This is a genomic window from Pseudothauera lacus (assembly GCF_003034845.1).
In the GTDB taxonomy this organism is placed as follows: domain Bacteria; phylum Pseudomonadota; class Gammaproteobacteria; order Burkholderiales; family Rhodocyclaceae; genus Pseudothauera; species Pseudothauera lacus.
Map to the genome: position 1 here is coordinate 41,488 of NZ_PZKC01000008.1, position 26,411 is coordinate 67,898.

Annotated in this window: 23 protein-coding genes; 12 read left to right on the forward strand and 11 right to left on the reverse strand. The window is 66.9% G+C overall.

What is annotated here, in order from left to right:
• The first annotated feature begins 1 nt into the window (after position 1).
• Positions 2-1,717, forward strand: a complete 1,716-nt coding sequence (gene soxB, locus C8261_RS10795) for a thiosulfohydrolase SoxB (RefSeq protein WP_235864899.1) — start codon at positions 2-4, stop codon at positions 1,715-1,717.
• Positions 1,718-1,827: 110 nt separating this feature from the next.
• The gene (locus C8261_RS10800; protein WP_107493723.1) at positions 1,828-2,421 is read left to right on the forward strand and encodes a rhodanese-like domain-containing protein; all 594 of its coding nucleotides are present in this window, start codon (positions 1,828-1,830) and stop codon (positions 2,419-2,421) included.
• Positions 2,422-2,474: 53 nt separating this feature from the next.
• Here C8261_RS10800 and aceK read toward each other — a convergent pair whose 3' ends face one another.
• Positions 2,475-4,244: a bifunctional isocitrate dehydrogenase kinase/phosphatase gene (gene aceK / locus C8261_RS10805; RefSeq protein ID WP_107493724.1), complete on the reverse strand. Its 1,770-nt coding sequence runs from the start codon at positions 4,242-4,244 to the stop codon at positions 2,475-2,477.
• A gap of 396 nt (positions 4,245-4,640) precedes the next feature.
• On the opposite strand from aceK, the gene C8261_RS10810 reads away from it, so the two are divergent.
• The 3 genes from C8261_RS10810 (at position 4,641) to C8261_RS10820 (ending at position 8,985) form a co-directional block, all read left to right on the forward strand.
• Positions 4,641-6,872, forward strand: a complete 2,232-nt coding sequence (locus C8261_RS10810; protein WP_107493843.1) for an NADP-dependent isocitrate dehydrogenase — start codon at positions 4,641-4,643, stop codon at positions 6,870-6,872.
• Positions 6,873-7,053: 181 nt separating this feature from the next.
• Positions 7,054-8,298, forward strand: coding sequence for an NADP-dependent isocitrate dehydrogenase (gene icd, locus C8261_RS10815; RefSeq protein WP_107493725.1), 1,245 nt, complete (start codon positions 7,054-7,056; stop codon positions 8,296-8,298).
• A gap of 120 nt (positions 8,299-8,418) precedes the next feature.
• The gene (locus C8261_RS10820; protein WP_107493726.1) at positions 8,419-8,985 is read left to right on the forward strand and encodes a glutathione peroxidase; all 567 of its coding nucleotides are present in this window, start codon (positions 8,419-8,421) and stop codon (positions 8,983-8,985) included.
• Between the two features lie 33 nt (positions 8,986-9,018).
• On the opposite strand, the gene C8261_RS10825 is transcribed toward C8261_RS10820, so the two are convergent.
• From C8261_RS10825 to C8261_RS10835, 3 genes are all read right to left on the reverse strand, one after another.
• On the reverse strand, positions 9,019-10,242 hold the full coding sequence (locus C8261_RS10825; RefSeq protein WP_219905192.1) for a pyridoxal-phosphate-dependent aminotransferase family protein: 1,224 nt from the start codon (positions 10,240-10,242) through the stop codon (positions 9,019-9,021).
• Between the two features lie 31 nt (positions 10,243-10,273).
• Positions 10,274-10,729 carry a universal stress protein gene (locus tag C8261_RS10830; protein ID WP_107493727.1) on the reverse strand — a complete coding sequence of 152 codons (456 nt, stop codon included), beginning with the start codon at positions 10,727-10,729 and terminating at the stop codon, positions 10,274-10,276.
• Positions 10,730-10,811: 82 nt separating this feature from the next.
• A complete protein-coding gene (locus C8261_RS10835) occupies positions 10,812-11,771 on the reverse strand; it encodes a LysR family transcriptional regulator (RefSeq protein WP_107493728.1) in 960 nt (319 codons plus the stop codon).
• Positions 11,772-11,900: 129 nt separating this feature from the next.
• On the opposite strand from C8261_RS10835, the gene C8261_RS10840 reads away from it, so the two are divergent.
• The 4 genes from C8261_RS10840 to C8261_RS10855 are packed head-to-tail and all read left to right on the forward strand — an operon-like array spanning position 11,901 to position 16,913.
• The gene (locus tag C8261_RS10840; protein WP_107493729.1) at positions 11,901-13,319 is read left to right on the forward strand and encodes a form I ribulose bisphosphate carboxylase large subunit; all 1,419 of its coding nucleotides are present in this window, start codon (positions 11,901-11,903) and stop codon (positions 13,317-13,319) included.
• Positions 13,320-13,357: 38 nt separating this feature from the next.
• A complete protein-coding gene (locus C8261_RS10845; protein WP_107493730.1) occupies positions 13,358-13,711 on the forward strand; it encodes a ribulose bisphosphate carboxylase small subunit in 354 nt (117 codons plus the stop codon).
• A 21-nt stretch (positions 13,712-13,732) separates the two neighbouring features.
• Entirely contained in the window at positions 13,733-14,563 is an 831-nt protein-coding gene (locus tag C8261_RS10850) for a CbbQ/NirQ/NorQ/GpvN family protein (RefSeq protein WP_107493845.1), read from the forward strand.
• Between the two features lie 28 nt (positions 14,564-14,591).
• Positions 14,592-16,913: a nitric oxide reductase activation protein NorD gene (locus C8261_RS10855; RefSeq protein ID WP_107493731.1), complete on the forward strand. Its 2,322-nt coding sequence runs from the start codon at positions 14,592-14,594 to the stop codon at positions 16,911-16,913.
• Between the two features lie 19 nt (positions 16,914-16,932).
• Here the strand turns inward: C8261_RS10855 and C8261_RS10860 are convergent, their stop codons facing one another.
• Entirely contained in the window at positions 16,933-17,409 is a 477-nt protein-coding gene (locus C8261_RS10860) for an NfeD family protein (RefSeq protein ID WP_107493732.1), read from the reverse strand.
• Positions 17,410-17,419: 10 nt separating this feature from the next.
• A complete protein-coding gene (locus C8261_RS10865) occupies positions 17,420-18,346 on the reverse strand; it encodes an SPFH domain-containing protein (protein WP_107493733.1) in 927 nt (308 codons plus the stop codon).
• A gap of 230 nt (positions 18,347-18,576) precedes the next feature.
• Between C8261_RS10865 and C8261_RS10870 the strand changes: the two genes are divergently transcribed.
• From C8261_RS10870 to C8261_RS10880, 3 genes are all read left to right on the forward strand, one after another.
• On the forward strand, positions 18,577-18,831 hold the full coding sequence (locus C8261_RS10870) for a DUF4212 domain-containing protein (protein ID WP_107493734.1): 255 nt from the start codon (positions 18,577-18,579) through the stop codon (positions 18,829-18,831).
• Between the two features lie 15 nt (positions 18,832-18,846).
• Complete coding sequence (locus C8261_RS10875; RefSeq protein ID WP_107493735.1) at positions 18,847-20,703, forward strand: sodium:solute symporter family protein; 1,857 nt, start codon at positions 18,847-18,849, stop codon at positions 20,701-20,703.
• Between the two features lie 148 nt (positions 20,704-20,851).
• Positions 20,852-21,232 (forward strand): hypothetical protein, encoded by a 381-nt coding sequence (locus C8261_RS10880; RefSeq protein WP_408003216.1) that lies wholly within the window; start codon positions 20,852-20,854, stop codon positions 21,230-21,232.
• Between the two features lie 13 nt (positions 21,233-21,245).
• On the opposite strand, the gene C8261_RS10885 is transcribed toward C8261_RS10880, so the two are convergent.
• The 5 genes from C8261_RS10885 to C8261_RS10905 form a co-directional block, all read right to left on the reverse strand.
• Complete coding sequence (locus tag C8261_RS10885; protein ID WP_107493736.1) at positions 21,246-21,530, reverse strand: DUF4212 domain-containing protein; 285 nt, start codon at positions 21,528-21,530, stop codon at positions 21,246-21,248.
• Entirely contained in the window at positions 21,527-23,578 is a 2,052-nt protein-coding gene (gene fusA, locus C8261_RS10890; protein WP_107493737.1) for an elongation factor G, read from the reverse strand. Before fusA ends, C8261_RS10885 begins: the two co-directional genes overlap by 4 nt.
• Positions 23,579-23,678: 100 nt before the next feature.
• The gene (locus tag C8261_RS10895) at positions 23,679-25,247 is read right to left on the reverse strand and encodes an MFS transporter (RefSeq protein WP_107493847.1); all 1,569 of its coding nucleotides are present in this window, start codon (positions 25,245-25,247) and stop codon (positions 23,679-23,681) included.
• Between the two features lie 67 nt (positions 25,248-25,314).
• A complete protein-coding gene (locus C8261_RS10900) occupies positions 25,315-26,049 on the reverse strand; it encodes an LrgB family protein (RefSeq protein WP_107493738.1) in 735 nt (244 codons plus the stop codon).
• Positions 26,046-26,399: a CidA/LrgA family protein gene (locus tag C8261_RS10905; protein WP_107493739.1), complete on the reverse strand. Its 354-nt coding sequence runs from the start codon at positions 26,397-26,399 to the stop codon at positions 26,046-26,048. The genes C8261_RS10900 and C8261_RS10905 overlap by 4 nt, the downstream gene beginning before the upstream one ends.
• Positions 26,400-26,411: the final 12 nt, after the last annotated feature.

Consider the following 26,411-nt stretch of genomic DNA (forward strand, 5'->3'; position numbering starts at 1 on the left):
GATGAACCGTCGTGAATTCCTCCAGGTGCTGGCCGTTGCCGCGGCCGGCGGCATGACCCTGCACAGCGACTTCGCCCGTGCCGCCCAGGGCGCGGAGAAGCTCTATGATCTGCCGCCGTTCGGCAATGTCAGCCTGCTGCACATGACCGACTGCCACGCCCAGTTGCTGCCGATCTACTTCCGCGAGCCGAACGTCAATCTCGGTGTCGGCAGCATGCTCGGCAAGGCCCCGCATCTGGTCGGCGAGCTCCTGCTCAAGCACTTCGGCATCGCGCCGGGCAGCATCGAAGCCCATGCCTTCAGCTACCTCGATTTTTCTGCGGCGGCGCGTACCTACGGCAAGGTCGGCGGCTTCGCCCACCTCGCCACCCTGGTGAAGAGGATGAAGGCGAGCCGCCCCGGCGCCCTGCTGCTCGATGGCGGCGACACCTGGCAGGGCTCCGGCACGGCGCTGTGGACCAACGCCCAGGACATGGTCGATGCCTGCAAGCTGCTCGGTGTCGATGTGATGACCCTGCACTGGGAGTCCACCTACGGCGCCGAGCGCGTCAAGGAGGTCGAGGAAAACGACTTTGCCGGCCACATCGACATCGTCGCGCAGAACGTCAAGACCACCGACTTCGAAGACCCGGTGTTCAAGCCCTATGTGATCAGGAACATCAACGGGGTGCCGGTGGCCATCGTCGGCCAGGCCTTCCCCTACACGCCGATCGCCAACCCGCGCTGGCAGACCCCGGACTGGAGCTTCGGCATCCGCGACGACGAGATGCAGCAGGCGGTCGATGCCGCGCGTGCCGAGGGTGCCCAGGTGGTGGTGGTGCTGTCGCACAACGGCATGGACGTGGACCTCAAGATGGCCAGCCGGGTCACCGGCATCGACGCCATCTTCGGCGGCCATACCCATGACGGCATGCCGGCGCCCACCGTGGTGCAGAACCCCGGCGGCAAGACCCTGGTGACCAACGCCGGCTCCAACGGCAAGTTCCTCGGCGTGATGGACTTCGACGTCAGGGACGGCAAGGTGGTCGATTTCCGCTACAAGCTGGTGCCGGTGTTCGCCAACCTGCTGCCGGCCGACGCCGAGATGAGCGCCTTCATCGACAAGGTGCGTGCGCCCTTCCTGGAGAAGCTCGCCGAACCGCTGGCGCTGTCCGAAGGCCTGCTGTACCGCCGCGGCAACTTCAACGGCTCCTGGGACCAGCTCATCGTCGATGCGCTGATCGCCGAGATGGATGCCGAGATCGCCTTCTCGCCCGGCTTCCGCTGGGGCACCACCATCCTGCCGGGCGACACCATCACCATGGAGCACCTGCTCGACCAGACTGCCATCACCTACCCGTGGACCACGCTCACCGAGATGAGCGGCGAGATGATCAAGACCGTGCTGGAAGACGTCGCCGACAACCTCTTCAACCCCGATCCCTACTACCAGCAGGGCGGCGACATGGTGCGCGTGGGCGGCCTGCAGTACAGCTTCGATCCCAACGCCGCGATGGGCAAGCGGGTGGATAACATGACCCTGAAGGGCAGGCGCATCGAGCCCGGCAAGACCTACAAGGTCGCCGGCTGGGCGCCGGTGTCCGAAGAGGCGCGCGACTCCGGTCCGGCGGTGTGGGACGTGGTGGCGGGCTATCTGCGCAGCCAGAAAGTGGTGCGCCAGATCACCCCCAACATGCCGCAACTGGTCGGCATGGAGGGCAATCCGGGGATGGTCTGAGCGTTTCCGTCAGGCCGCGCAGAGGGCGGATTTCCGCCCTCTTTTTTGGGTTCGGTCAATTCATATGAAATATGCTGATGTTGAGTCGGCGATGCACGGGGGATGAGAGGATGTTGAGAAAGCTGATCGTGGCTGCGGCCCTGAGTGCCGGGCTGGTGTCGGGGATGGCGGCGGCTGCCGACTGGAGTGCGCTGCCGGAGATCAAGCGCACCGAGCTGAAGCTCTACCTGAGCCCGCAGGAGGCGCTGGAGATGAAGCTCGGCGGCGGCGAGCAGGTGCTGTTCCTGGATGTGCGCACCCGTGCCGAGGCGATGTACGTGGGCATGGCCACCGCCGTGGATGCGCTGGTGCCCTTTGTCGAGCACCAGGAGATCATGACCGACTGGGATGAGCAGCGCAGGATGTACCGCCTCGAACCGTTGCAGGACTTCGTACCCGAGGTCGAGCGCCGGCTGGCGGAGAAGGGGCTGGGCAAGGACGCCACCATCATCCTTATCTGTCGCTCCGGCGACCGCAGTTCGCGCGCGGCCAACCGCCTGCAGCAGGCTGGCTACACCCGGGTGTACAGCGTGCCCGAGGGTTTCGAGGGCGACCGCGCGCGGGACGGCGCGCAGAAGGGGCAGCGCGTCGTCAATGGCTGGAAGAACGCCGGCCTGCCGTGGTCCTACGACCTCGACAAGGCGCGCATGTACTTCCCGCGCTGAAGTTCTGCCACGGTAGCGCGACGAAGCCCGGCAAGTGCCGGGCTTCGTCGCATTCAGCCGCTGCTGTGGTCGGCGGCGGCGGCAAACTGGGCGCAGAAGCGCAGTTCCGGCGGGTAGGGGAAGAAGTCCTCCACGTGGCCGTCGCGGATGCGCTGCTGCGCCTGCTGCCAGAAGCCCGGTTCGAGGAGGTCGCGGTGGTGCTTCAGGAAGGCCTTGCGCACCCGCGGGGAACCGAGCAGAAAGGTGGCGAACTCCTCCGGGAAGACGTCCATCGGCGCCGCCGAGTACCACGGCTCGCCGGACATCTCCATGTCCTCGTAGGGGGCGGGCGGGATGCGGCGGAAGTTCATGTCGGTCATGAACTCGATCTCGTCGTAGTCGTAGAACACCACGCGGCCATAGCGCGTGACGCCGAAGTTCTTCCACAGCATGTCGCCGGGGAAGATGTTGGCGATGGCCATGTCGCGGATGGCGTTGCCGTACTCGCGCACGGCCTCCTCAACCTCTTCGTCGCTGGCGCGTTCGAGATGGATGTTGAGCGGAGTCATGCGGCGCTCGATATAGAGGTGCTTGATGATCACCGCGTCGCCGTCGATCTCGAACGCCGACGGTGCCAGGGTACGCAGCTCCTCCAGCAGTTCGGGGTGGAAGCGCGCCAGCGGCAGCGCGGCGTAGGAGAACTCCAGGGTGTCGGCCATCCGGCCCACCCGGTCCACCTGCTTGACGATCAGGTACTTGCGCTTCACCGTGGCGCGATCCATGTTCTTCGAGCTGCCGAAGACGTCCTTGATGATCTTGAACACGTAAGGGTAGGAGGGCAGCGTGAACACCAGCATCACCAGCCCGCGGATGCCCGGGGCAACGATGAACTGGTCGTTGGAGTGGCGCAGGTGGGCGACGAGGTCGCGGAAGAACATGGTCTTGCCCTGCTTGCCCAGTCCCAGCATGGTGTACAGCTCGCTGCGCGGCTTGTTGGGCAGGATGGAGCGCAGGAAGTGCACGTAGCCCGAGGGCACTTCCATATCGACCATGAAGTAGGCCCGCGACAGCGAGAACAGCACCGAGATGCGCCAGGGGTCGAGAAGCACGGTGTCCACGTAGAGCCGGCCGCTGTCGCCGTGGCGCACGGCGAGCGCGAAGGGGTATTCCTGGTAGCCGTTGACCGCCTTGCCGATGATGTAGGCGGTCTTGTTGCGGTAGAAGGCCGAGTACAGCACCTGGATCTGACAATTCACCTCCATCGCCGGCCAGGCGCCGAGGTGGCGTTCGCCGGCGCGCAGGACGTAGTCGACGTCGCGGTCGAGGTCCTCGAAGGGGCGCTGCCAGTCGAAATCCTCGATGATGCGCCGCAGCGTGGCGCGCAGCCCTTCGTCCTGCGGGTAGTAGCTGCTGTACACCGGCGGGAAGGACTCGATGTACTCGGTGGAGATCGCCGGGCGGGCGAAGATGTAGTCGTTGTTGAAGTAGGTGCGGTGGAGGATCTTGCAGCACACCGAGTTGAAGAAGGTCTCCGCCAGCTCGGGTTGCTTGTGGCGGATCAGCATGCCGATGTAGTGAAGCTTGACCTGTTGCCAGGTGCTGTCGTCGAGCGAGTCGGCGTCGTACTCCTGGTGCAGGCGCTGCACCGTCTCGGTGACACGGTCGTCGTAGTACTGCACGCGGTCGCGCACGGCGTCGAGCTGACCCTGCCAGTCGGCGGCCTCGAAGCTCTCCTTGGCACGCCGGCTGGTGTTGCGGAAGATGCGGTAGTGCTTGTTGAAGCCGTCGATGAGCGCCTGGGCTATGGCCTGCGCCACCGGGTTCTCGCCAGGAATCGCCTCCATCCGCCGCCCTCCGTACGCTTTTCGCAGGGCGATAGTTTGGCACTGCCGGCGGCTTGCCGCCAGCGGCGTCGCGGGGCAGTCTGCTGTCTTTTATCTTTTGTTTGTTTCATGATGTGAGACGTCTTTTTACGAAGATCGATGAAACGGTCCCGTGGCGCTATAATGAGGCGTTCGAAAAGTCGCTTGGATTTCGTTCGCCGTGGCTGTGCGCCGCCCGCGCCGTGCCCGCGATGCTTGCGCAATGATCCGGCAGGGTGCATGGGGGCACCTGGCCGATCGCAGGGGCGCGGATCCAGTGTCTTTCAACGCTCCGGCACTGCCCTGCCTGTTCGTGCCGAACTCCGCCCGCGTGCATGAGCGCGGATGGTCAACCAAGACAAAGAGGGAGAAGACCTGATGCCAACGAAGCAGCCGACCATCATCTACACCATCACCGATGAAGCGCCCATGCTGGCCACCGCAGCCTTCCTGCCGGTGATCCGCAGCTTTACCAGCGCCGCCGGCATCAACGTCGAGGCGGCCGACATCTCGGTGGCGGCGCGCGTGCTGGCCGAATTCCCCGAGTTTCTCAGTGAGGAGCAGCGGGTGCAGGACACGCTGAGTGAGCTCGGCCGCCTGACCCTGGAGCCGGACACCAACATCATCAAGCTGCCCAACATCAGCGCCTCGGTGGCCCAGCTCAAGGCCTGCATCAAGGAGCTGCAGGAGAAGGGCTACAAGATCCCCGACTATCCGGAAGACCCCAAGAGCGACGAAGAGAAGGCGCTCCGCGTGCGTTATGGCAAGTGCCTGGGCTCGGCGGTGAACCCGGTGCTGCGCGAAGGCAACTCCGACCGCCGCGCCCCCGCCGCGGTGAAGAACTACGCCAAGAAGAACCCGCATTCGATGGGCGAATGGAAGCAGTGGTCGCAGACCCACGTCTCCCACATGCACCACGGCGACTTCTACCATGGCGAGAAGTCGATGACGCTGGACCGCGCGCGCGACGTCAAGATGGAGCTGATCACCAAGTCCGGCAAGACCATCGTGCTCAAGCCCAAGGTCGCGCTGCAGGACGGCGAGATCATCGACTCGATGTTCATGAGCAAGAAGGCGCTGTGCGAGTTCTACGAGAAGGAGCTGGAAGACTGCCGCCAGGCCGGCATCCTGTTCTCGCTGCACGTCAAGGCCACCATGATGAAGGTCTCGCACCCGATCGTCTTCGGCCACTGCGTGAAGATCTACTACAAGGACGCCTTCGAGAAGCACGGCAAGCTCTTCGACGAGCTGGGCATCAACGTCAATAACGGCATGGTCGACCTCTACGACAAGATCAAGACCCTGCCGGAGTCCATCCGCGACGAGGTCATCCGCGACCTCCACGCCTGCCAGGAGCACCGCCCCGAGCTGGCGATGGTGGATTCCGCCAAGGGCATCACCAACTTCCACTCGCCCAACGACGTCATCGTGGACGCTTCCATGCCGGCGATGATCCGCGGCGGCGGCAAGATGTGGGGCGCCGACGGCAAGCCCTACGACGCCAAGGCGGTGATGCCGGAATCGACCTTCGCCCGCATCTACCAGGAGATGATCAACTTCTGCAAATGGCACGGCAACTTCGACCCGCGCACCATGGGCACCGTGCCCAACGTCGGGCTGATGGCGCAGAAGGCCGAGGAGTACGGCTCCCACGACAAGACCTTCGAGATCCCCGAAGCGGGCGTGGCCAACATCACCGACCTCGCCACCGGCGAGGTGCTGCTCAGCCAGAACGTGGAAGAGGGCGACATCTGGCGCATGTGCCAGGTCAAGGATGCGCCGATCCGCGACTGGGTCAAGCTGGCGGTGACCCGCGCGCGCAACTCCGGCATGCCGGCGGTGTTCTGGCTGGACCCCTATCGCCCGCACGAAAACGAGCTGATCAAGAAGGTCAAGACCTACCTCAAGGATCACGACACCAGCGGTCTGGACATCCAGATCATGAGCCAGGTGCGCGCCATGCGCTTCACCCTTGAGCGCGTCGCCCGCGGCCTCGACACCATCTCGGTGACCGGCAACATCCTGCGCGACTACCTCACCGACCTGTTCCCCATCATGGAACTGGGCACCAGCGCCAAGATGCTCTCCATCGTCCCGCTGATGAACGGCGGCGGCATGTACGAGACCGGTGCCGGCGGCTCCGCGCCCAAGCATGTGCAGCAGCTGGTGGAAGAGAACCACCTGCGCTGGGATTCGCTCGGTGAGTTCCTCGCCCTGGCGGTGTCGCTGGAAGACCTCGGCATCAAGGAGAACAACGCCCGCGCCAAGCTGCTGGCGAAGACCCTCGACGAGGCCACCGGTCGCCTGCTCGACGAGAACAAGTCGCCCTCGCGCCGCACCGGCGAGCTCGACAACCGCGGCAGCCAGTTCTACCTCTCGCTGTACTGGGCCCAGGCGCTGGCCGCACAGGGCGAGGATGCCGAACTGGCGGCCAGGTTCGCGTCGCTCGCCAAGGCCCTGGCCGACAACGAGCAGAAGATCATCGACGAGCTCAAGGCGGTGCAGGGCAAGGCGGTCGACATCGGTGGCTACTACCTGCCGGATGCCGCCAAGTGCGCTGCGGTGATGCGCCCCAGCGCCACCTTCAATGCGGTGATCGCCGCCGTCTGAAGCAACCGGTAGCGCGCACGAGGAAAACGCCAGGCAGGTCCTGGCGTTTTTTTCGCCCGCAGCATGCGCTGATGGCACTGCGGTTTTGGTGGATAATCCCTCCACCCGCTGCGCCACGGTTCGCAGAGTACGAACCGCAGCGCCGGTCTGTCGTACCCATGCCAACCAGGAGGGAGCACGTATGAGCGCATCGAAGATCACGGTACCCGCAGGCGGCCAGAAGATCATTCCCGGCCAGCCGGTCCCCGACAATCCCATCATTCCCTTCATCGAAGGCGACGGCATCGGCGTGGACATCACTCCGGTGATGATCAAGGTCATCGATGCCGCGGTGGCCAAGGCCTATGGCGGCAGCAGGAAGATCCACTGGATGGAGGTCTATGCGGGCGAGAAGTCCACGCAGATCTACGGCCCCGACGAATGGCTGCCGAAGGAAACCTTCGACGCCCTGAAGGAATTCTCGGTCTCCATCAAGGGTCCGATGACCACGCCGGTGGGTGGCGGCATCCGTTCGCTCAACGTTGCCCTGCGCCAGGAACTCGACCTCTATCAGTGCGTGCGCCCGGTGCGCTACTTCAAGGGCGTGCCCAGCCCGCTGAAGAACCCCGAACTGACCGACATGGTGATCTTCCGCGAGAACACCGAGGACATCTACGCCGGCATCGAATGGCAGGCGCAGTCCGAGGGGGCGAAGAAGCTCATCGGCTTTCTGCAGAACGAGATGGGGGTGCGCAAGATCCGCTTCCCGGACACCTCCGGCCTTGGCATCAAACCGGTGTCCATCGAAGGCACCAGCCGCATCGTGCGTGCCGCGATCCGCTACGCGATCGACAACGACCGCAAGTCGGTGACCCTGGTGCACAAGGGCAACATCATGAAGTTCACCGAGGGCCTGTTCCGCGACACCGGCTACAGGCTGGCGCAGGAGGAGTTCGGCGCGCAGCCGATCGACGGCGGCCCGTGGTGCAGCTTCAAGAATCCGAACACCGGCCGCGAGATCGTCGTCAAGGACGCCATCGCCGATGCCTTCCTGCAGCAGATCCTGCTGCGCCCGGCCGAGTACGACGTGATCGCCACGCTCAACCTCAACGGCGACTACATCTCCGATGCGCTGGCCGCGCAGGTCGGCGGCATCGGCATCGCGCCGGGGGCCAACATCTCCGACCAGTACGCCTGCTTCGAGGCCACCCACGGCACCGCGCCCAAGTACGCCGGGCTGGACAAGGTGAACCCGGGCTCGCTGATCCTCTCCGCGGAGATGATGCTGCGCCACCTGGGCTGGAAGGAGGCCGCCGACCTGGTGATCAAGGGGATGGAAGCGGCGATTGCCGACAAGCAGGTCACCTACGACTTCGCGCGCCTGATGGAGGGTGCCACCGAGGTGTCGTGCTCGGCCTTCGGCGACGCGATGATCGCGCGTATGTGAGCGCTGCGTGCCAAGCCGCTGCGGCGCAAGGCTCCTGCGGGAGCCTTGCGCCCTTGTGGTGGGGCGAACCCGTGGCGGCGGGTGCGGTCAACCCGACATTCCCCTCAGGAGGTCGGCAGGATGTTGAGCCCTCTTTCACGCGCACTGTGCTGCGCGCTGTCCTTTGCGGTCGTCCCGGCGGCAGCGGCGCAGTCGGCCGCGGGCGGCCTCTTCGACCACCAGTTGCGCCGTCTGCATGCCGACGAGGTGGTCGACCTGGCCGTCCGCTACGCCGGCCACCCGGTGCTGATCGTCAATACCGCCAGCCATTGCGGCTATACCGGGCAGTTTGGCGAGCTGGAAGCGGTGTATCGGGAATACCGTGAGCGCGGCCTCAAGGTGGCGGGCTTCCCCTCCGATGACTTCCGTCAGGAGGCCAGGGACGAGGCCGAAACCGCGCAGGTATGCTTCGTCAACTTCGGCGTCACCTTCGACATGTACGCCCCGGTTGCGGTGCGCGGCGACGCTGCCCACCCCTTGTTCCGCGAGCTGGCGCGGCAGAGCGAGGCGCCGCGGTGGAATTTTCACAAGTACGTCGTCGATCGCAACGGTCGCGTGGTCGCAGCCTTTCCGAGCAGGGTGAAACCGGATGCGCCGGCTGTGCGCGCGGCCATCGAAGCCGCGCTTGGTGGCGCGCCGGCGAGGTAAGCTGAAAGACCCGCCGCCAGGCGGCGGGCCGGTTCACGCCGCGGCGCGCAGGTGCTCGGCGGCGTAGGCGCGGTGCGCCGCGGCCACTGCGGCGCCGGCTTCGACGCCGTGGCCGACCTGGGGCAGCACCTGTTCGAGTGCCGCCAGCGCCGCCATCACATTGTCCTCGCGGCAGGACCAGCCCATCAACCCGAAGCGCCACACCTTGCCGGCGAGCGGGCCGAGGCCGGCGCCGATCTCCACCGCATGTTCCTGCAGCAGGGTGCGCCGCACGGTGAGGTCATCGACGCCTTCGGGCACGCGCACGGCGTTCATCTGCGGCAGGCGGGCCGCTTCGGCAACCACGAAGCTCAACCCCAGCGCCTCCAGGCCGGCCTTCAGCGCCGCATGGTGGCGGCGGTGGCGTGCCCAGGTGTTCTCCAGGCCTTCCTCGGCGAGCAGGCGGAGGGCCTCGTGCAGGCCGTAGAGGCTGTTGCCGGGGGCCGTGTGGTGATAGGTGCGCTGGGTGGCACCCCAGTAGTCGAGCACCAGGGTGAGATCCATGAACCAGCTCTGCACCTTGGTTCTGCGCGCCTTGACGCGCTCGATGGCCGCGGCGCTGAAGGTCACCGGCGACAGCCCGGGGGTGCAGGAGAGGCACTTCTGGCTGCCGGAGTACACCGCATCGGCGCCCCAGGCGTCGACCAGCACCGGTGTGCCGCCCAGCGAGGTGACGGTATCGACGATGGTCAGGCAGCCGTGCTGGCGGGCCACCGCGCACAGCGCCGCGGCGTCGGACTGCGCGCCGGTGGACGTTTCCGCATGGACAAAGGCAACCAGGCGGGCATCGGGGTGGGCCTTGAGGGTGTCCTCGAGCTTCTGCGGATCGATGGCGTGGCCCCATTCCTCCTCCACGACGATGGCCGTGCCACCGCTGCGCTGGACGTTCTCGATCATGCGTCCGCCAAACACGCCATTGCGGCACACCACGACCTTGTCACCCGGCTCGACGAGGTTCACGAAGCAGGTCTCCATGCCTACCGAACCCGGTCCGGAAAGCGGGAAGGTGAGCGCGTTGCCGGTCTGGAAGGCGTAGCGCAGCAGCGTCTTGAGCTCTTCCATCATGTTCACGAAGACCGGATCCATGTAGCCCACCACGGTCTGGCCGAGGGCCGCCATCACCCGCGGATGGAGGTCGGAGGGGCCGGGGCCGAGGAGGATGCGGCGGGGCGGATGGAAAGCGGCGATGCTGTGCTCGGGGGCGGTGACGGCGCTCAAAGGTGTCTCCCTTTCTGTTGGTGTCGTGGGTTCAGTGCGCGCTGCGCACGATCAGCACGGAGATGCCGACCTTGCGCACCAGGTTCTCCGCCACGCTGCCCAGCAGCAGGCGCTGGAAGCCGCGGCGGCCGTGGGAGCCGACCACCAGCAGGTCGGCGCCGGACTCGGTGACTGCGCGCGCGATCTGGTCGGCGGCGTGCAGGTCTTCGGAAGCGAGAAAGCGCGGGATGGGCTGCAGGCCGGCTTCCTCGGCCTTGCGCACGGCCTCGCCCAACGTGCTCTGGCCGCTTTGCAGCAGTGCGCTCTGCATCTTGCGGGCGTCGGCAAGGGCGACGCCGTGCGATGAGAAGGTCTGCAGCAGGGATTCGTCGACGGCGTGGGCGATCTCCAGTTGCGCACCGTGCAGCTTGGCCAGTGAGATGGCCTCGTCGAGGGCCTTCTGCGAGGTCTGGCTGTCGTCGATGGAAACCAGGATGTGCTTGTACATCGCTACTCCTTTGTATGGGCAGGGGGAGATGCTGCGGGGATGGTAAGCCAGCCGCCGCGCGGGCGGAAGGCCGGACTGCGCATCAGGCTAACACCGGTGGCGGCGCGGCGGGATCGGCGTTTTCCTGTAAGACCGCTGTGGCGTCCGCGTCCCGGCCGGTGCGCAGCAGGAAGTCGAGGAAGGTGGTGGCGGTGAGGCTGAGGCGCTTGCCCGACAGATGTACCGCGTGCCAGGTGCGGCGCAGCGGAAAACCGGCGACGTCGAGCACGGCGATGCGCGCGGTCTGGCGTTCGAGGGTGAGGTTGGCGAGCGACATCACCGATACTCCCAGCCCGGCCATCACGCCGTGCTTGATCGCCTCGCTGGAGCCGAGTTCGATATAGACCTGCGCCGCCAGCCCCTCGGCGGCGAACAGGCGTTCGATGGCGGCGCGCGTGCCCGAGCCCTGTTCGCGCATCAGGAAGCGCTCGGCGGCGAAGCGTGCGAGGGGAATGGCATGCGCGCCGGCGAGCGGGTGGGCGGGGTGGGCGATGGGGACCAGCGGGTTGTCGAGACAGGGGTGGACGTCGACGGCGAGGTTCTTGGGCACCCGCCCCATGATGACGAAGTCGTCCTCGTTGGCGCGCAGGCGGTCGAGCACGCTGGCGCGGTTGATGACCGTCAGCTGCGGCTGCACCTGCGGCCAGGCGCGCAGGAAGCGGCCGAGGAGATCGGGAATGAAATAGGTGGTCGAGGACACCGCCGCCACCTTCAGGGGACCGGCCACCTTGCCCTTCATGTCGGCGACGGTGCCGGCCAGCCCACGCAGGCGGGCGACCACGTCGCCAGCGGCGGCGAACACCTCCTCGCCGGCGCGGGTGAGGAAGAGGCGCTTGCCGACCTGCTCGAACAGCGCCAGGCCAATGCTCTCTTCCAGGCGCTTGACCTGGATGGAGACCGCCGGCTGGGTGAGATGCAGCTCGGCGGCAGCACGGGTGAAGCTGCGCAGACGGGCAACGGCTTCGAACAGCCGTAGTTGCTGGAGTGTCCAGTGATGAATCATAAGCTCTTGTTTATGGTTTTCATATGAACAATTAACTGTTGTTTATTCCTCTGCGCCCCTAAAGTCAAGCCATCGCCATCGCACCCTTGTGCCGGTGGCAAGGCAAACCACAGACCACAGGAGTGAGACATGTCCAAGACTTACCAGGCGGGCGTCAAGGAATACCGCGAGATGTACTGGGAGCCGGGCTACACGCCGAAGGAATCGGACGTGCTGGCGGTGTTCAAGATCGTGCCGCAGGCCGGCGTGCCGCGCGAGGAGGCCGCCGCCGCGGTGGCCGCGGAATCCTCCACCGCCACCTGGACCACAGTGTGGACCGATCTGCTCACCGACCTCTACTACTACAAGGGGCGCGCCTACGCGATCGAGGACGTGCCGGGCGACGACGAGGCCTTCTATGCCTTCATCGCCTACCCGATGGGCCTGTTCGAGGAAGGCTCGGTGGTCAACGTGTTCACCTCGCTGGTTGGCAACGTCTTCGGCTTCAAGGCGGTGCGCGCGCTGCGCCTGGAGGACGTGCGCTTTCCGCTGTGGTTCGTCACCACCTGCCCGGGGCCCCCGCACGGCATCCAGGTCGAGCGCGACAAGCTCAACAAGTACGGCCGGCCGATGCTCGGCTGCACCATCAAGCCCAAGCTGGGCCTGTCCGCCAAGAACTACGGCCGCGCGGTCTATGAATGCCTGCGCGGCGGGCTGGACTTCACCAAGGACGACGAGAACGTCAATTCCCAGCCCTTCATGCGCTGGCGTGACCGCTTCGCCTTCTGCCAGGAGGCCATCGACAAGGCCGAGGCCGAGACCGGCGAGCACAAGGGCCACTACCTCAATGTCACCGCTGCGACCATGGAGGAGATCTACAAGCGCGCCGAGTTCGCCAAGGAGATCGGCTCCAAGATCATCATGAGCGACTACCTCACCGTGGGCTGGGCAGCGCACACCAGTCTGTCGAAGTGGTGTCGCGACAACGGCATGCTGCTGCACGTGCATCGCGCCATGCATGCGGTGATCGATCGCAACCCGCGCCACGGCATCAACTTCCGCGTACTTACCAAGATGCTGCGCCTGATGGGCGGCGACCACCTGCACTCGGGCACCGTGGTCGGCAAGCTGGAGGGCGACCGCGAGGCCACCATCGGCTGGATCGACATGATGCGCGACCGCTACACCAGGGAAGACCGCTCGCGCGGCATCTTCTTCGACCAGGACTGGGGGCAGATGCCCGGCGTGCTGCCGGTGGCCTCGGGCGGCATCCACGTCTGGCACATGCCGGCGCTGGTGTCCATTTTCGGCGATGACTCGGTGCTGCAGTTTGGTGGCGGCACGCTCGGCCACCCCTGGGGCAACGCCGCCGGTGCGGCGGCCAACCGGGTGGCGCTGGAAGCCTGCGTGCAGGCCCGCAACGAGGGCCGCCAACTGGAGAAGGAAGGCAAGGAGGTGCTGCTCCACGCCGCCGCATCCAGCCCCGAACTGAAGATCGCCATGGAGACCTGGAAGGAGATCAAGTTCGAGTTCGACACGGTGGACAAGCTCGACGTCGCCCACCGCTGACCCCCAGCCAGATACCGCGAACATTCAGGAGACCGACCATGAGCGAAGTGCAGGATTACCCCTCCCGTCTCGGCGACCCCGCCAGCCGCCGTTTCGAAACCTTTTCCTATCTCCCGCCGATGAGCGAGGAGGCGCTGCGCAGTCAGGTGGCGTGGATCATCGAGCGCGGCTGGAACCCGGCCGTGGAGCACTGCGAGCCGGAAAACGCCATGCACCACTACTGGTACATGTGGAAGCTGCCGCTGTTCGGCGAGACCGACGTCGACCGCATTCTTGACGAATGCCGGCGCTGCCGCGACGCCAACCCGGGCCATCTGGTGAAGCTGATCGGCTACGACAACCAGCGCCAGACCCAGGGCACGGCGATGCTCATCTACCGGCCGCAGGACTGAGCAGGGGAGGGCGCGATGAACATGCCTGCAGCCTTTTCCGCGACCGCCGCGGACAGTGCGGCGCAATATCTGGTACGCGCCGAGCCCTGGTACCACCCGGTAGGCGACGAGGTCGCCCATTTCGAGGCCGCCGCCGCGTCGCGCATGCCGATGATGCTCAAGGGCCCCACCGGCTGCGGCAAGTCGCGCTTCGTCGAGTACATGGCCTGGCGCCTCGGGCGGCCGCTGATCACCGTGGCCTGCAACGAGGACATGACCGCCGCCGACCTCGTCGGGCGCTTCCTCATCGACCGTGAGGGCACGCGCTGGCAGGACGGCCCGCTGACCCTGGCGGCGCGCATCGGCGCGCTGTGCTACCTCGACGAAGTGGTCGAGGCGCGCCAGGACACGGTGGTGGTCATTCACCCACTCACCGACCACCGCCGCGTGCTGCCGCTGGACAAGAAGGGCGAGCTGGTCGAAGCCCACCCCGACTTCCAGCTGGTGATTTCCTACAACCCCGGCTACCAGTCGCTGATGAAGGACCTCAAGCCGTCCACCCGCCAGCGCTTTGGCGCGCTGGACTTCGACTACCCCGAGAGCGCGGTGGAGACCGCCATCGTCGCCCACGAGGGCGGCGTCTCCGAGGAGGTCGCCGGACGCCTGGTGCAGGTCGCGCTGCGCTCGCGCAACCTCAAGGGCCACGGCCTCGACGAGGGCATGTCCACCCGCCTGCTGATCTACGCCGCCACCCTCATCCGCAGCGGTGTCGCCCCCGCCGATGCCTGCCGCATCGCCCTGGTGCGCCCGCTCACCGACGACGTCGACATGCGCGACGCCCTCGATGCGGCGGTGGCGACCTTCTTCGCCTGACGCAAGCGGCGCCACGGAGGGCGGAACGATGAGCGAGGCGCTGGAGGACTATGTCGCCGCCCTGCGCGCGCGCGATGCGGCGATTGCCGCGGTGCTCGATGCCTGCGTGAACGATGCGCGGCGCTGCATGGGGGCGGCGGCGCTGCAGCACTACCTGGAAGGTGCGCGCGGTCTGGCCGAACTCGGCCGCGGCGCGCGGCCGGTGGTGGCGTGGCTGGAGGCAATGCCGCAGGTGGCGCGCGAACTCGGCGACGACACCGTGCAGGACAGCCTGCTGGCGGCGATGAAGCTGTCCTCGATGACCTCCGGGGAGGTCATCGCGCTGTTCTTCGACGCCCTGCCCACGGCCGCCCGCCGCCTCGGCGACGTCGAACTGCTGCGCGCCTACCTGAACTTCCTGCATCAGCTCGCAGCGCGCGCACCGCGCGCGCTGCGCCCCATGCTCGGCCTCATCGACGAGCTGCTCGGCAAGCTCACCCTGGGCGGCCTGCGCCAGTGGGCCTTCTTCGGCGCCGACGCCTACCGCAGTGACTTCGCCGCCCAGCAGGCCTACTTCGCCCTCGCCAGCGCCGACAGCAAGGCCGTGCTGCAGCAGGCGCGCAAGGGCGTGCTTTTCGTCGATCACCAGCGCAAGCTCGCCGCCTACCTGCGTGCGCTGTGGGGGCGGGATTTCTGGCTGCGGCCGGCGGCCGCCGACTACACCGAATTCAGCCCGCATGTGGAGGATTTCGTCCTCTACCTGCCCGACGCCGTCGACGATGGCGGTGTGCTGCCCGGGCTGGAAGTGTATCGGGCGATCAGCGCGCATCTCGCCGCCCATCTCGCCTATTCGCCGGTGCCACCCGACGGTGGCGGGGCGGACGCCGTGCGCAAGTATCTGGTCGCTCTCTTCGAAGACGCCCGCGTCGAATACTGCGCGATGGCCGAGTTCCCCGGCCTGCGGCAGAACTGGGGCGCGCTGCTGGCCGCGGCCTGGGCCGGTGCCACCGAGCACCCCGCGCAGGCCTGGCTGCAGGCCCTGGTGCTGGCGCTGTTCGAATCCGGCCGGTGCTGCGGCGATGCCGAGCTCGATGCACTGGCAGTGCGCTTTCACGACGCCATGCCGGCACGCAGCCGCGATGCCAGCCTGTCGACGGAGCTCGGCGCCGCCCTCCACGCCCTGCTCAAGGCCCGCAGTGCCGTGCCCAGCCTGCGCCAGCTCGAACAACTGCGTCCCGGCTACCGCGACGACAACCGCGTGGTGTGGGCGCAGGCCGGCCTCGACTGGCAGCGCGGGATGGCACGCCCGGCGGCACGCCGGCAACTGCGCCGGCGGGTGTCGATCATGGAGATGGTCAACGAGGTCGAGGTCGAGACCGCCGGCGACGACGCCGATGAGGTGTGGACGCTGGATGGCGTGCTGCACGACGACGACGGCAGCACCTTCAATGACAAGTACGGCCGCGAAGCGCCCCCCGAGCCCTTCCATTATCCGGAGTGGGACTATCAGGTGCAGATTCACCGCCCGGACTGGGTGAGCGTGCTCGAAAGCCGCCAGCGCGCCGGCGACGGCACCTTGATCGCCGACATCCTCGCCCGCCACAAGGGCCTTTGCGCAAGGCTGCGGCAGATGGTCGAACGCCTGCGCCCGCAGGGCGTGCAACGCGTGCGCAAGCTTGAGGATGGCGACGAGCTTGACCTCAACGCCGCCGTCGAGGCGATGGTCGATCTGCGCAGCGGCCACCATGCCGACCTGCGCGTTACCCTGCGCCATGTGCTGATGCGCCGCGACCTCGCCGTACTGATATTGCTCGATCTGTCGGCATCGACCAACGATGTGGTGGCCGGCAGTACCCGCACGGTGCTCGAACTCACCCGCGAGGCCGCCACCGTGCTGGCCACCGCGGTGGAGCGCATCGGCGATCCTTTTGCCATCCACGGCTTCTGCTCCGACGGCCGCCAGGCGGTGCATTACCTGCGCGTGAAGGACTTCGGCGAGCACTTCGGCGACGATGCGCGCGCCCGCCTGGCGGCCATCGAGGGCGCCTGTTCGACGCGCATGGGCGCCGCGTTGCGCCATGCCGGTCATCACCTGTGCGCCCAGTCGCAGCGCCGCAAGCTGTTGCTGCTGGTCACCGACGGTGAGCCCGCCGATGTCGATGAACGCGACCCGCAGTACCTGCGCCACGATGCACGCAAGGCCGTGGAGGAACTGCGCGGCCGTGGCGTCGATACCTTCTGCCTCAGCCTCGACCCTGCCGCCGACCGCTACGTTGCGCGCATCTTCGGCGCCAGTGCGTTCACGGTGGTGGACAGCGTTGCCCGGCTGCCCGAGCGCTTGCCGGCGCTGTTCGGCGCGCTGACGCGCTGAGGCGGCGCCCGCGACTGGCTCAGTCGTGTCCGGCGCCCTGCGCCAGCGGCATGACCTGGAAACTGCCGTCGGCGGCGCGCGCGGTGATCACCAGGTCCTGGCCTGCGGCGATGGCGGCGGGGCTGGTGGCGGCATAACTGCTGTCGCCGACGCGGATGCGTCCGCGACCGCCGCTGAAGGCGGCGATGGCCTGCGCCTGGCGGCCGACGAGGCCATCGAGTTCCTGGTTCAGGGACGTGCCGGGCGGCGTGCTGCGGCTGCGGCGCTGGATGGCGAAGCCGAGCGAGATCGAACCCAGCATGGCGACTGCGAAGACCAGCAGCTGCCAGCTCAGCGGCAGCTCGGGGGCGACCAGCACAGCGAGACCGACGACCAGCGCGCCGAGGCCGATCCACAGCAGAAAGACGCCGGGAACGACGATCTCCAGTCCGGCCAGCACGGCCGCGCCGATCACCCACGGCCACGGCGAAGCAAACAGGGTATGGATGGCGTTCATGGCCTTCTCCTCAGCCTTGCGCCTTGGTGCCCTGGGTCTGGCGGATCAGTTCCGTGACACCGGCCACCGCGCCGGTGAGTCCGCCCGCTTCCAGCGGCACCATCACCAGCTTGCTCGACGGCGCGCGGCCGATCTCGGCCAGCGCTTCGACGTAACGGGTGCCGAGGAAGTACTGCACGGCCTGGATGTCGCCTTCGGCGATGGCCTTGGAGACCATCATGGTGGCGCGTGCCTCGGCCTGGGCCTCGCGCTCGCGCGCCTCGGCGTTGAGGAAGGCGGCCTCGCGCTCGCCCTGGGCGCGCAGCACGGCGGCCTGCTTCTCGCCTTCGGCGGCGAGGATTTCGGCCTCGCGCTTGCCGTTGGCCTCGGTGACCAGCGCGCGGCGGCGGCGCTCCGCGGTCATCTGCAGGTTCATCGCCTCCTGCAGCTCGGGCGACATCTTGAGGTCGCGGATCTCGATGCGGACGATCTTGATGCCCCACGGGTTGGTGGCTTCGTCGACGACCCCGAGGAGGATCTCGTTGATCTTCTGGCGATTGGAGAGGGTGTCGTCGAGGTCCAGCGAGCCGATCACCGAGCGCAGGTTGGTGGTGGTGAGGTTGACGATGGCTTCCTCGAGGTGACGCACCTGGTAGGCCGCGCGGGCCGCATCGTCGATGCGGAAGAAGACCACGCCGTCGGCGACCACGGCGGCATTGTCCTTGGTGATCACGGTCTGCGCAGGAACGTCGAGGACCTGTTCCATGACCGTGAGCTTGCGGCCGATCTGGTCGATGAAGGGGACGATCAGGCGCAGGCCGGAGTCCAGCGTATGGGTGTAGCGGCCGAAACGCTCCACCGTCCACCGCTCACCCTGAGGTACTGTCTTGACCCCGGCGGCGATCAGCGCTACCGCCAGCACGACGACGATGGCGGAGAAAATCATCAAGCCTTCCATGGCGGCCCCTTGCCTGTTGTTGGACGGATACGCCGATTGTATCAGCCGACGATCAGGCTCATGCCATGCGCAACCCGGAGGGGGCGACAGCAGGCGCGTTTGAGAATCGGTTTCGACTTGTAAGCTATGAGTAAGATCGCCGTCCATATAATCGCCCCGCTGTTTTTGTAGTTCGGGGGTTGCGTCCACGCAGGGCCGCTCGCCAAGCAACATCACCACGAGGAGACGTTATGGATAACAACAGTGCAGCCTACTGGCAGGCCACACTGGGACTGCTGGCCAAGATTCTGGTCGTGTGGTTCCTGGTGTCGTTCGGCGCCGGCATCCTCTTCAAGGATGCGCTCGACAACATCAGCCTGGGCGGTTATCCGCTGGGCTTCTGGTTCGCTCAGCAAGGCTCGATGTACGTGTTCATCGGCTGCATCTTCTACTACGCGAAGAAGATGGGCGATATCGACCGCAAGTTCGACGTGCACGAAGAATAAGGGAGACGACGACACATGGATCTGCAAACTCTAACCTACCTGGTGGTCGGCGCCTCCTTTGCGCTGTACATCGGTATCGCCATCTGGGCGCGTGCCGGCAGCACCAAGGACTTCTACGTCGCCGGCGGCGGTGTGCACCCGGTCACCAACGGCATGGCGACGGCGGCCGACTGGATGTCCGCGGCTTCCTTCATCTCGATGGCCGGCCTGATCTCCAACATGGGCTACGGCGGCTCGCTGTTCCTGATGGGCTGGACCGGCGGCTACGTTCTGCTGGCGATGCTGCTGGCTCCGTACCTGCGCAAGTTCGGCAAGTTCACCGTGCCCGAGTTCATCGGTGACCGCTTCTACTCGAAGTCGGCCCGTGCGGTGGCGGTGCTGTGCCTGCTGGTGGCCTCCATCACCTACATCATCGGCCAGATGACCGGCGTGGGCGTGACCTTCTCGCGCTTCCTCGGCGTCTCCAACGATGCCGGCATCTACATCGGTATGGGCATCGTCTTCATGTACGCCGTGTTCGGCGGCATGAAGGGCATCACCTACACCCAGGTGGCGCAGTACTGCGTGCTGATCTCCGCCTACACCGTGCCGGCGATGTTCATCTCCTTCCAGCTCACCGGCAACCCGATCCCGCAGCTCGGCCTCGGTTCGACTATTGCCGGCACCGACGTCAGCCTGCTCACCAAGCTGAACATGGTGGTCAAGGATCTGGGCTTCAGCGAGTACACCTCCCAGGTTCCGGGTTCCTACCTGAACATGTTCGTGTACACCATGTCGCTGATGATCGGTACCGCCGGCCTGCCGCACGTCATCGTGCGCTTCTTCACCGTGCCGAAGGTTGCCGATGCCCGTTACTCCGCGGGCTGGGCGCTGGTCTTCATCGCCATCCTGTACACCACCGCGCCCGCCGTGGCCGGCATGGCCAAGCTCAACCTGCACGCCACCGTCAACAGCGCCGTCGGTCTGGAAACCGATGCCAGCGGCCGCATGGCGGTGAACCCGGCAGTGATCAGCGCCAACGCCGACCTCTACGCCACCGAAGCCAGCCTGGTCTATGAAGAGCGTCCGGACTGGATGAAGCGCTGGGAGCGTACCGGCCTGCTGAAGTGGGAAGACAAGAACGGCGACGGCCGCATCCAGTTCTACAATGCCGCCACCAAGGATCCCGCCGCCCTGGCGAAGATCGAGGCTGCCGGCTGGAAGGGTAGCGAGCTGACGGTCAACGCCGACATCATCGTGCTGGCCAACCCGGAAATCGCCCTCCTGCCCAACTGGGTGATCGCGCTGGTTGCTGCCGGTGGTCTGGCCGCCGCGCTGTCGACCGCTGCCGGTCTGCTGCTGGCGATCTCCTCGGCGGTGTCGCACGACCTCATCAAGAGCATCTTCGTGCCCGACATGTCCGAGAAGGCCGAACTGATGGCTGGCAAGATCTCCATGGCCTTCGCCATCGTCGTCGCCGGCTGGCTGGGTCTGAATCCGCCGGGCTTTGCTGCCGGTACCGTGGCCCTGGCCTTCGGTATTGCCGCTTCCTCGCTGTTCCCCGCCATCATGATGGGCATCTTCTCCAAGAAGATGAACAAGGAAGGCGCGATCGCGGGCATGCTGGCCGGTCTGTTCATCACCCTGTTCTACGTGTTCGCACACAAGGGCATCTTCTTCGTCAAGGGTACCGAGTACCTCGGCCTCATCGGCGGTGCCAACAGCTTCTTCGGCATCACCCCGGAAGCCTTCGGTGCGATCGGCGCCCTGGTCAACTTCGCTGTCGCCTTCATTGTCGACAAGATGACCAAGGAACCGCCCGAGCACATCCAGGCCCTGGTCGAGAGCGTCCGCGTGCCGCGCGGCGCGAAGATGATCGACGGCGCCCACTAAGCGCCCGCAAGCCAACGTTGAGGGGGGTTGCGCCCGGCGGGCGCACCCCCGGAAACGGCAAGACCCCGCCGGTTGTTCTGGCGGGGTTTTTTCTTTTGTGGCACCTTGCGGCCTGAGTTGTCCGCCGCAAGCCTTGATGGAGTACCGCATGACCGCAATGGCACCGACCGTCAGCCTGGTGCTGAACTGGATCCTCTTCCTCGCCCTGTTCCCGATCGCCTTCTTCTGGCTGCGCCGGGCCTGGCGCATCATCGTCCGCCGCGACTTCTCCGAAGTCGCCCTCAAGCGCGGCGAGGCGCCGCCCAATGCGGCGCGTTTCGCGCCCTATGCGGCGGCGATCAACCTGATCGGCGGGGTAGTGCTGGTGTGGGTGATCTTCGGTGTGCTCGCCGGCCTGTTCGAGTACGAAACCTGGACCGCCATTGCCGGCGTGTCGATCTGGACCAAGTTCATCCTCGACTTCGCACTCTCGCGCCAGGCGCGCGCCAAGCTCGGCCGCGAGGCGGCCAAGCCGGCGGCCAAGGAATGAGCGTCAGAGCCGTTCAGCGCCGCTCGGCCACACCGTAGCGGCGATCGAGGCGGTTCATCACCACCACGTAAATGCCGATCAGCAGCAGATAGACGATCAGCGTACCCTGGGCGAAGAGATAGAAGCCCAGCGGAAAACCGAATACCTCAACCTCGTTGAGCGTTACCGCGAACCACGCGCCGCCGAAGGTCACCGTGGCCCATACCGTGAGCAGGCTCAGGGTGAGCAGCCGCGTCCTGCGCCAGTACTCGTGGTGGGCCGCGGTGAGCGCCGGCGCGCGTGTGCCGTGGGGGCTCATTGCTCTGCGCGCCCGCGGCTGCCATGGGCGTGGGCGAGGCGTTGCTGTACGTCGGCGGGCGCGGCTTCGAAGCCGCTGGCGGTGAGCGTGCATTCGCTCTCGCCGGCACAGATCGCCTTCAGGCGTGCCTCGAAGCCTTCCATGGCCGCCATCGGCACCAGCGCGGTGAGCGCCAGGCGGCCGTTGCCGGCGGCGTCGGTGCCCACCAGACGGCCGCGGCGGGCGGAGAATTCGCCGCTGATCTCGCCGAAGCGGGCCTCATCGGCGCGTACCTCGACGCTCAGCATGGGCTCCAGCACCTGCGGCCGTGCGGCGGCGGCGGCTTCGAGGAGGGCGTGACGGGCGGCGGTGATGAAGGAGATCTCGTTGGAATCGACGGCGTGGTGCTTGCCGTCGAATACCGTCACCTTCAGATCCTGGAGCGGGAAGCCGGCCAGGCAGCCTTCGCCGACTGCCTGACGCACGCCTTTTTCCACCGCCGCCATGAATTGCACCGGGATCACCCCGCCACGGGTCTCGTCCGCCAGCTGCAGGCCGCTGTCGCGGGGCAGGGGCTCGACGCGCAGGGCGACTTCGCCGAACTGGCCGGCGCCGCCAGACTGCTTCTTGTGGCGGTAGCGCGCCTCGGCGGTGGCGGTAATGGTCTCGCGGTAGGGAATGGCCGGCGCAGCAGTGTCGACGGAGATGTTCCAGCGCTCGGCGAGCTGTTCCAGCACCACGCGCAGGTGCAGTTCGCCCAGTCCGCGTACGACGGTCTGGCGACCCTGGGGATCGTAGCTGACCTCCAGGCAGGGGTCTTCATCGACCAGGCGGGCGAGGGCATCGGCGAGCTTCTGTTCGTCGCCGGGCTTGTGCGGCAGCAGCGCGAGACCGTGCACCGGTTGCGGATAGTGCGGCGGCAGCAGGTGGTGGCGGTCCTCGTCGTGGGAATCGTGCAGCACCGCGTCGCGGTGGATGTCGTCCACCCGTGCCACGGCGCAGATGTCGCCGCAGACGCCGAGCGCGATCTCGTTCTGCTGGCGGCCGTTGATGCGCAGCAGATGGGCCGCCTTGAAGGGCTTGCGGGCGTCGCCGATGTAGAGCTGGGCGCCGCTGGCGATGCTGCCCTGGTGGATGCGGAAGAGGGCGAGCTTGCCACGGTAGGGGTCGTTGTGAATCTGGAAGACATGGGCCAGCGCATGGCCGCTGCCGTCGCTGGCGATGGCCACCGGCTGGGCCTCGGCGCCTTCGCCGCGGACGAAGTGGGGCGGATTGCCCTCGGTGGGATCGGGGGCGAGGCGGCCGATGACCTCCAGCAGTTCTGCCACCCCGGCACCGCTGCGTGCGGAGACGAAACATACCGGGATCAGATGGCCTTCGCGCAGGGCCTGTTCGAAGGGGTCGTGGAGCTGCCCGGGGTCGAGCGCCTGACCCTGTTCCAAGTAGCGTGCCATCAGCGCTTCGTCGACCTCGACGACCTGGTCGACGATGGCGTCATGGGCGGCGGCGACCGATGAGAAGGCGGTGGCGGCGCCATGATCGGGGGCAAAGAAGCAGTCGATGACCCGCCCGCCGTCGGGCGCGGGCAGGTTGATGGGCAGGCATTCGCGCCCGAAGGCGGCGCTGAGCGTCTCCATCAGCGCGGCGAAGTCGACGCCGGCAGCATCGATGCGGTTGACGACGATCATCCGGCACTTGTCGGCGGCGGCCTCCATCGCCCGGCGGGTCACCGATTCGACCCCGGCCTGGGCGTTGACCACCACCAGCGCGGTTTCCACCGCCGGCAGGGCAAGCAGGGCGCGGCCGAGGAAGTCGGGGGTGCCCGGGGTGTCGAGGAGGTTGATCCAGTGTCCGGCCCATTCGAGATGGACCAGGCTGGTATTGAGCGAATGGCCGATGGCCTTCTCGCGCGGGTCGAAGTCGCTAACCGTGTCGCCGCGCTCGATGCTGCCGGCGCTGGCGATGGCCCCGGAGGCGAGCAGCAGGGCCTCCAGCAGGGTGGTCTTGCCGCTGCCGGTCTGGCCCAGCAGGGCGAGGTTGCGGATGTCGTGAACCGAGCTCGGTACCATGGTGTCTCCCCTTTGCCTGTTCGCTGTAGCGAGTTTTACGCCACTGCGCGCGCGCCGGCAATGGTCCACGTCAATGCGGGCGCAGAATCCCCTCCCGCGCTCACGCGCTGCGCAACCCGCAGCGGCGGGTCAGCCAGATCGCTGCCAGCGGCAAGGCAAGGCCGAGCAGGGCGACGGTGAGCAGCAGCATGCCCAGTTCGCTGTAGTCGGCGGCGGTGCTCACGGCGCCGCTGGTGGCATCGCGGACCTCGCGGCTCACGGTGTAGATCTGGTTGAGGTACTTGGTGCCCAGTTGCGAGGCCGACAGCGCGAGATTGGCGAAGGAGCTCATCACCGCGAAGAAGGTGGCCTTCAGATGGGGCGGGGCGGAGTTGGCGATCCACGCCAGCATCGGCACCATCGAGACCTGGCCGAGCGGGGATTCGAGCGCGGTGCTGACCATGGCGATGAAGCGCGCGTCGACCACGCCGCCGCTCAGCGCCGCGGTCCAGTGGTGCAGGCCGTGGTACATGCCCAGGGTGGGCAGCGCGAGCAGCGTGGTGGCCAGGGTGAGGAAGACGACGATGGCGGCGATCGAGCGTTCGGCCATGAAGCGGCGAAAGAGGAACAGGCCGGCGAGGGTCAGCGTGGCGACGATCAGGTCGAGGCGGGAGAGAAAGGCCTGGTCGAAACCCAGTTCGTCGATCATCCACCAGGTGGCCCCCGCGCCAGGGCCGGGGAGGGCGCGGAAGACGAAGATGATGATCGCGGTGCCGAGCAGGGTATTGCGCGCCGCCGGCGAGAGTTCGCGCAGCAAGCGGCCCATCATCACCGCGATGACCAGGAAGGAGCCGGCGAAGATGATCTCCTGCCCCCAGGGGATGCCGGACAGCCCCACGCTCAGCGTGATGGCGATGAACACCACACTGCCGTTGATGATCCACCAGTTGGGCGCGGTCTTCTCCTGCGGCTCGTGCAGCACGCGGGAGATTTCCGCGGCGGTGCGCCCCAGCGCCTGCAGGCGGCGTGCCTCGCGGCGTTTCAGCCAGCCGGCAAAGAGCACCCCGCTGACCGACAGCGCCGGGATGAGCAGGGCGTATTCGTAGATGCGTGCGTAGAGCGCCACCTTCTCCGCCTCTTCCAGGCGATCGGCGCCCTGGAAGAGGATCACGTTGGCCAGCGCCACCAGCACGCTGCCGCCGATGATCGCTACCCGCCCGAGCATCTGCATGGTGGTGTGCATCAGGCGCACGGTGTCGGCATCGAGCGGGCGGCCGTCGGCGTCCTCGTGCGGCACGGCTTCGACGGTCATCGCGTCGGCCACCGCATCCTGCATCACGTAGCCCACCGGCGAGAGCAGCACGGCGAGCACGAACCAGCTCTCCACCGGCATGGTGGCGCGCATTGCTTCGGTGTGGGCGATCAGGCCGACCATGATCAGCAGGCTGGTGGCGATCAGTGTCGCGCCCAGATAGACCAGCCCGGCCTTGTAGCGCCACAGCAGATCCACCAGGTGGCCGATGGGCATCTTCAGCGCCCACGGGATACCGGCCCAGAACCCCAGTGCGGCGAGGAAGGCCGCGGAGAGGTCGAGGTACTCCTTGATGAAGAAGGTGCCGACGATGCCGGTGAGGCCGGAGACCCCGGCGGCCATATACACCATCAGCGGTGGCAGGTAGGACAGCCGCATCTCGCGGCCGAGTTCGAGGATGTTGCGGTCGAACCAGCGGTACAGGGCGGTCAAGGTGCGGTTTCCGTCAGTGTCCGGTGAGGCGGGCCAGCCAGGGCAGGATATACGGCAGTGACAGGGCGGTGAGCAGTCCGTTCAGTCCCATCGCCAGTGCGGCGAAGGCGCCGCACTGTTCGCTGACCTGGAAGGCGCGCGCGGTGCCGATGCCGTGGGCGGCCACGCCGGTGGCGAAGCCGCGTACGGCGTGATCGTCGATGCGCAGCACGGCGAACAGCCCGCGCGCGCCGACGGCGCCGAGGATGCCGGTGATGATTACCAGCACGGCGGTGAGTGAGGGCAGGCCGCCGAGGCTCTCGGCCACGCCCATGGCAATCGGCGTGGTGACGCTCTTCGGCGCCAGGGACATCAGCGACTGGGTGCTGGCGCCGAGCGCGGCGCCGATGGCGAAGGCGGACAGCGCCGCGGTCAGCGAGCCGGCAAGGAGGGCGCCGGCAAGCGGCAGCAGCATCGCCTTCAGGCGCGGCAACTGGGCGTAGAGCGGGATGGCGAGGGCGACGGTGGCGGGGCCGAGGAGGAAGTGCACGAACTGCGCGCCGTCGAAATAGGTCTGGTAATCGGTGCCGGTGAGGCTGAGCACGCCGACGAGGATGGCCACCGCGATCATCACCGGGTTGGCCGCGGGGTGGAAGCCGGCGCGCCGGTACAGCCACCATGCGCACTGATAGGCCACCAGGGTGAGGGTGAGGCCGAGCAGCGGGGTGGTGGACAGATAGACCCAGATCTCGTCGAGACGCGGGTTCATCCTTCCTCCCCGGCGCGCTTGCGGCTGAGCACGCGCAGCACCAGCGCGGTCACCGCCATTGCCAGCAGGGTTGAGCCCAGTACGCCGGCGAGCAGCGGCAGCCATTCGTCGGCGAGGCGCTGGTAGTGCAGCATGATGCCGGTGCCGGCAGGCACGAAAAGCAGCGACAGGTGCTGCAGCAGGCCATTTGCGGTGCCGCGCAGCTCGGCGTCCACACGACCGCGCACTACCAGGGTGAGGAAGAGCAGCAGCATGCCGATCACCGGCCCCGGCACGGGGAGGTCCAGCCCGCGGGCGATGACCTCGCCGACGAGCTGATAGACCAGGAGCAGGGTGAGGGCGCCGATCATCGCAGGTGCGTC

What these genes read in the sequence shown, in the direction of transcription:
- aceK (WP_107493724.1), bottom strand. Translation starts at nt 4,244, where the DNA reads ATGGAGGCGATTCCTGGCGAGAACCCGGTGGCGCAGGCCATAGCCCAG.
- C8261_RS10905 (WP_107493739.1), bottom strand. Translation starts at nt 26,399, where the DNA reads ATGATCGGCGCCCTCACCCTGCTCCTGGTCTATCAGCTCGTCGGCGAG.
- C8261_RS10800 (WP_107493723.1), top strand. Translation starts at nt 1,828, where the DNA reads ATGTTGAGAAAGCTGATCGTGGCTGCGGCCCTGAGTGCCGGGCTGGTG.
- C8261_RS10880 (WP_408003216.1), top strand. Translation starts at nt 20,852, where the DNA reads ATGACCGCAATGGCACCGACCGTCAGCCTGGTGCTGAACTGGATCCTC.
- C8261_RS10810 (WP_107493843.1), top strand. Translation starts at nt 4,641, where the DNA reads ATGCCAACGAAGCAGCCGACCATCATCTACACCATCACCGATGAAGCG.
- soxB (WP_235864899.1), top strand. Translation starts at nt 2, where the DNA reads ATGAACCGTCGTGAATTCCTCCAGGTGCTGGCCGTTGCCGCGGCCGGC.
- C8261_RS10900 (WP_107493738.1), bottom strand. Translation starts at nt 26,049, where the DNA reads ATGAACCCGCGTCTCGACGAGATCTGGGTCTATCTGTCCACCACCCCG.
- C8261_RS10865 (WP_107493733.1), bottom strand. Translation starts at nt 18,346, where the DNA reads ATGGAAGGCTTGATGATTTTCTCCGCCATCGTCGTCGTGCTGGCGGTA.
- C8261_RS10885 (WP_107493736.1), bottom strand. Translation starts at nt 21,530, where the DNA reads ATGAGCCCCCACGGCACACGCGCGCCGGCGCTCACCGCGGCCCACCAC.
- C8261_RS10845 (WP_107493730.1), top strand. Translation starts at nt 13,358, where the DNA reads ATGAGCGAAGTGCAGGATTACCCCTCCCGTCTCGGCGACCCCGCCAGC.
- icd (WP_107493725.1), top strand. Translation starts at nt 7,054, where the DNA reads ATGAGCGCATCGAAGATCACGGTACCCGCAGGCGGCCAGAAGATCATT.
- C8261_RS10860 (WP_107493732.1), bottom strand. Translation starts at nt 17,409, where the DNA reads ATGAACGCCATCCATACCCTGTTTGCTTCGCCGTGGCCGTGGGTGATC.
- C8261_RS10895 (WP_107493847.1), bottom strand. Translation starts at nt 25,247, where the DNA reads ATGCGGCTGTCCTACCTGCCACCGCTGATGGTGTATATGGCCGCCGGG.
- C8261_RS10870 (WP_107493734.1), top strand. Translation starts at nt 18,577, where the DNA reads ATGGATAACAACAGTGCAGCCTACTGGCAGGCCACACTGGGACTGCTG.
- C8261_RS10835 (WP_107493728.1), bottom strand. Translation starts at nt 11,771, where the DNA reads ATGATTCATCACTGGACACTCCAGCAACTACGGCTGTTCGAAGCCGTT.
- fusA (WP_107493737.1), bottom strand. Translation starts at nt 23,578, where the DNA reads ATGGTACCGAGCTCGGTTCACGACATCCGCAACCTCGCCCTGCTGGGC.
- C8261_RS10875 (WP_107493735.1), top strand. Translation starts at nt 18,847, where the DNA reads ATGGATCTGCAAACTCTAACCTACCTGGTGGTCGGCGCCTCCTTTGCG.
- C8261_RS10830 (WP_107493727.1), bottom strand. Translation starts at nt 10,729, where the DNA reads ATGTACAAGCACATCCTGGTTTCCATCGACGACAGCCAGACCTCGCAG.
- C8261_RS10840 (WP_107493729.1), top strand. Translation starts at nt 11,901, where the DNA reads ATGTCCAAGACTTACCAGGCGGGCGTCAAGGAATACCGCGAGATGTAC.
- C8261_RS10855 (WP_107493731.1), top strand. Translation starts at nt 14,592, where the DNA reads ATGAGCGAGGCGCTGGAGGACTATGTCGCCGCCCTGCGCGCGCGCGAT.
- C8261_RS10820 (WP_107493726.1), top strand. Translation starts at nt 8,419, where the DNA reads ATGTTGAGCCCTCTTTCACGCGCACTGTGCTGCGCGCTGTCCTTTGCG.
- C8261_RS10850 (WP_107493845.1), top strand. Translation starts at nt 13,733, where the DNA reads ATGCCTGCAGCCTTTTCCGCGACCGCCGCGGACAGTGCGGCGCAATAT.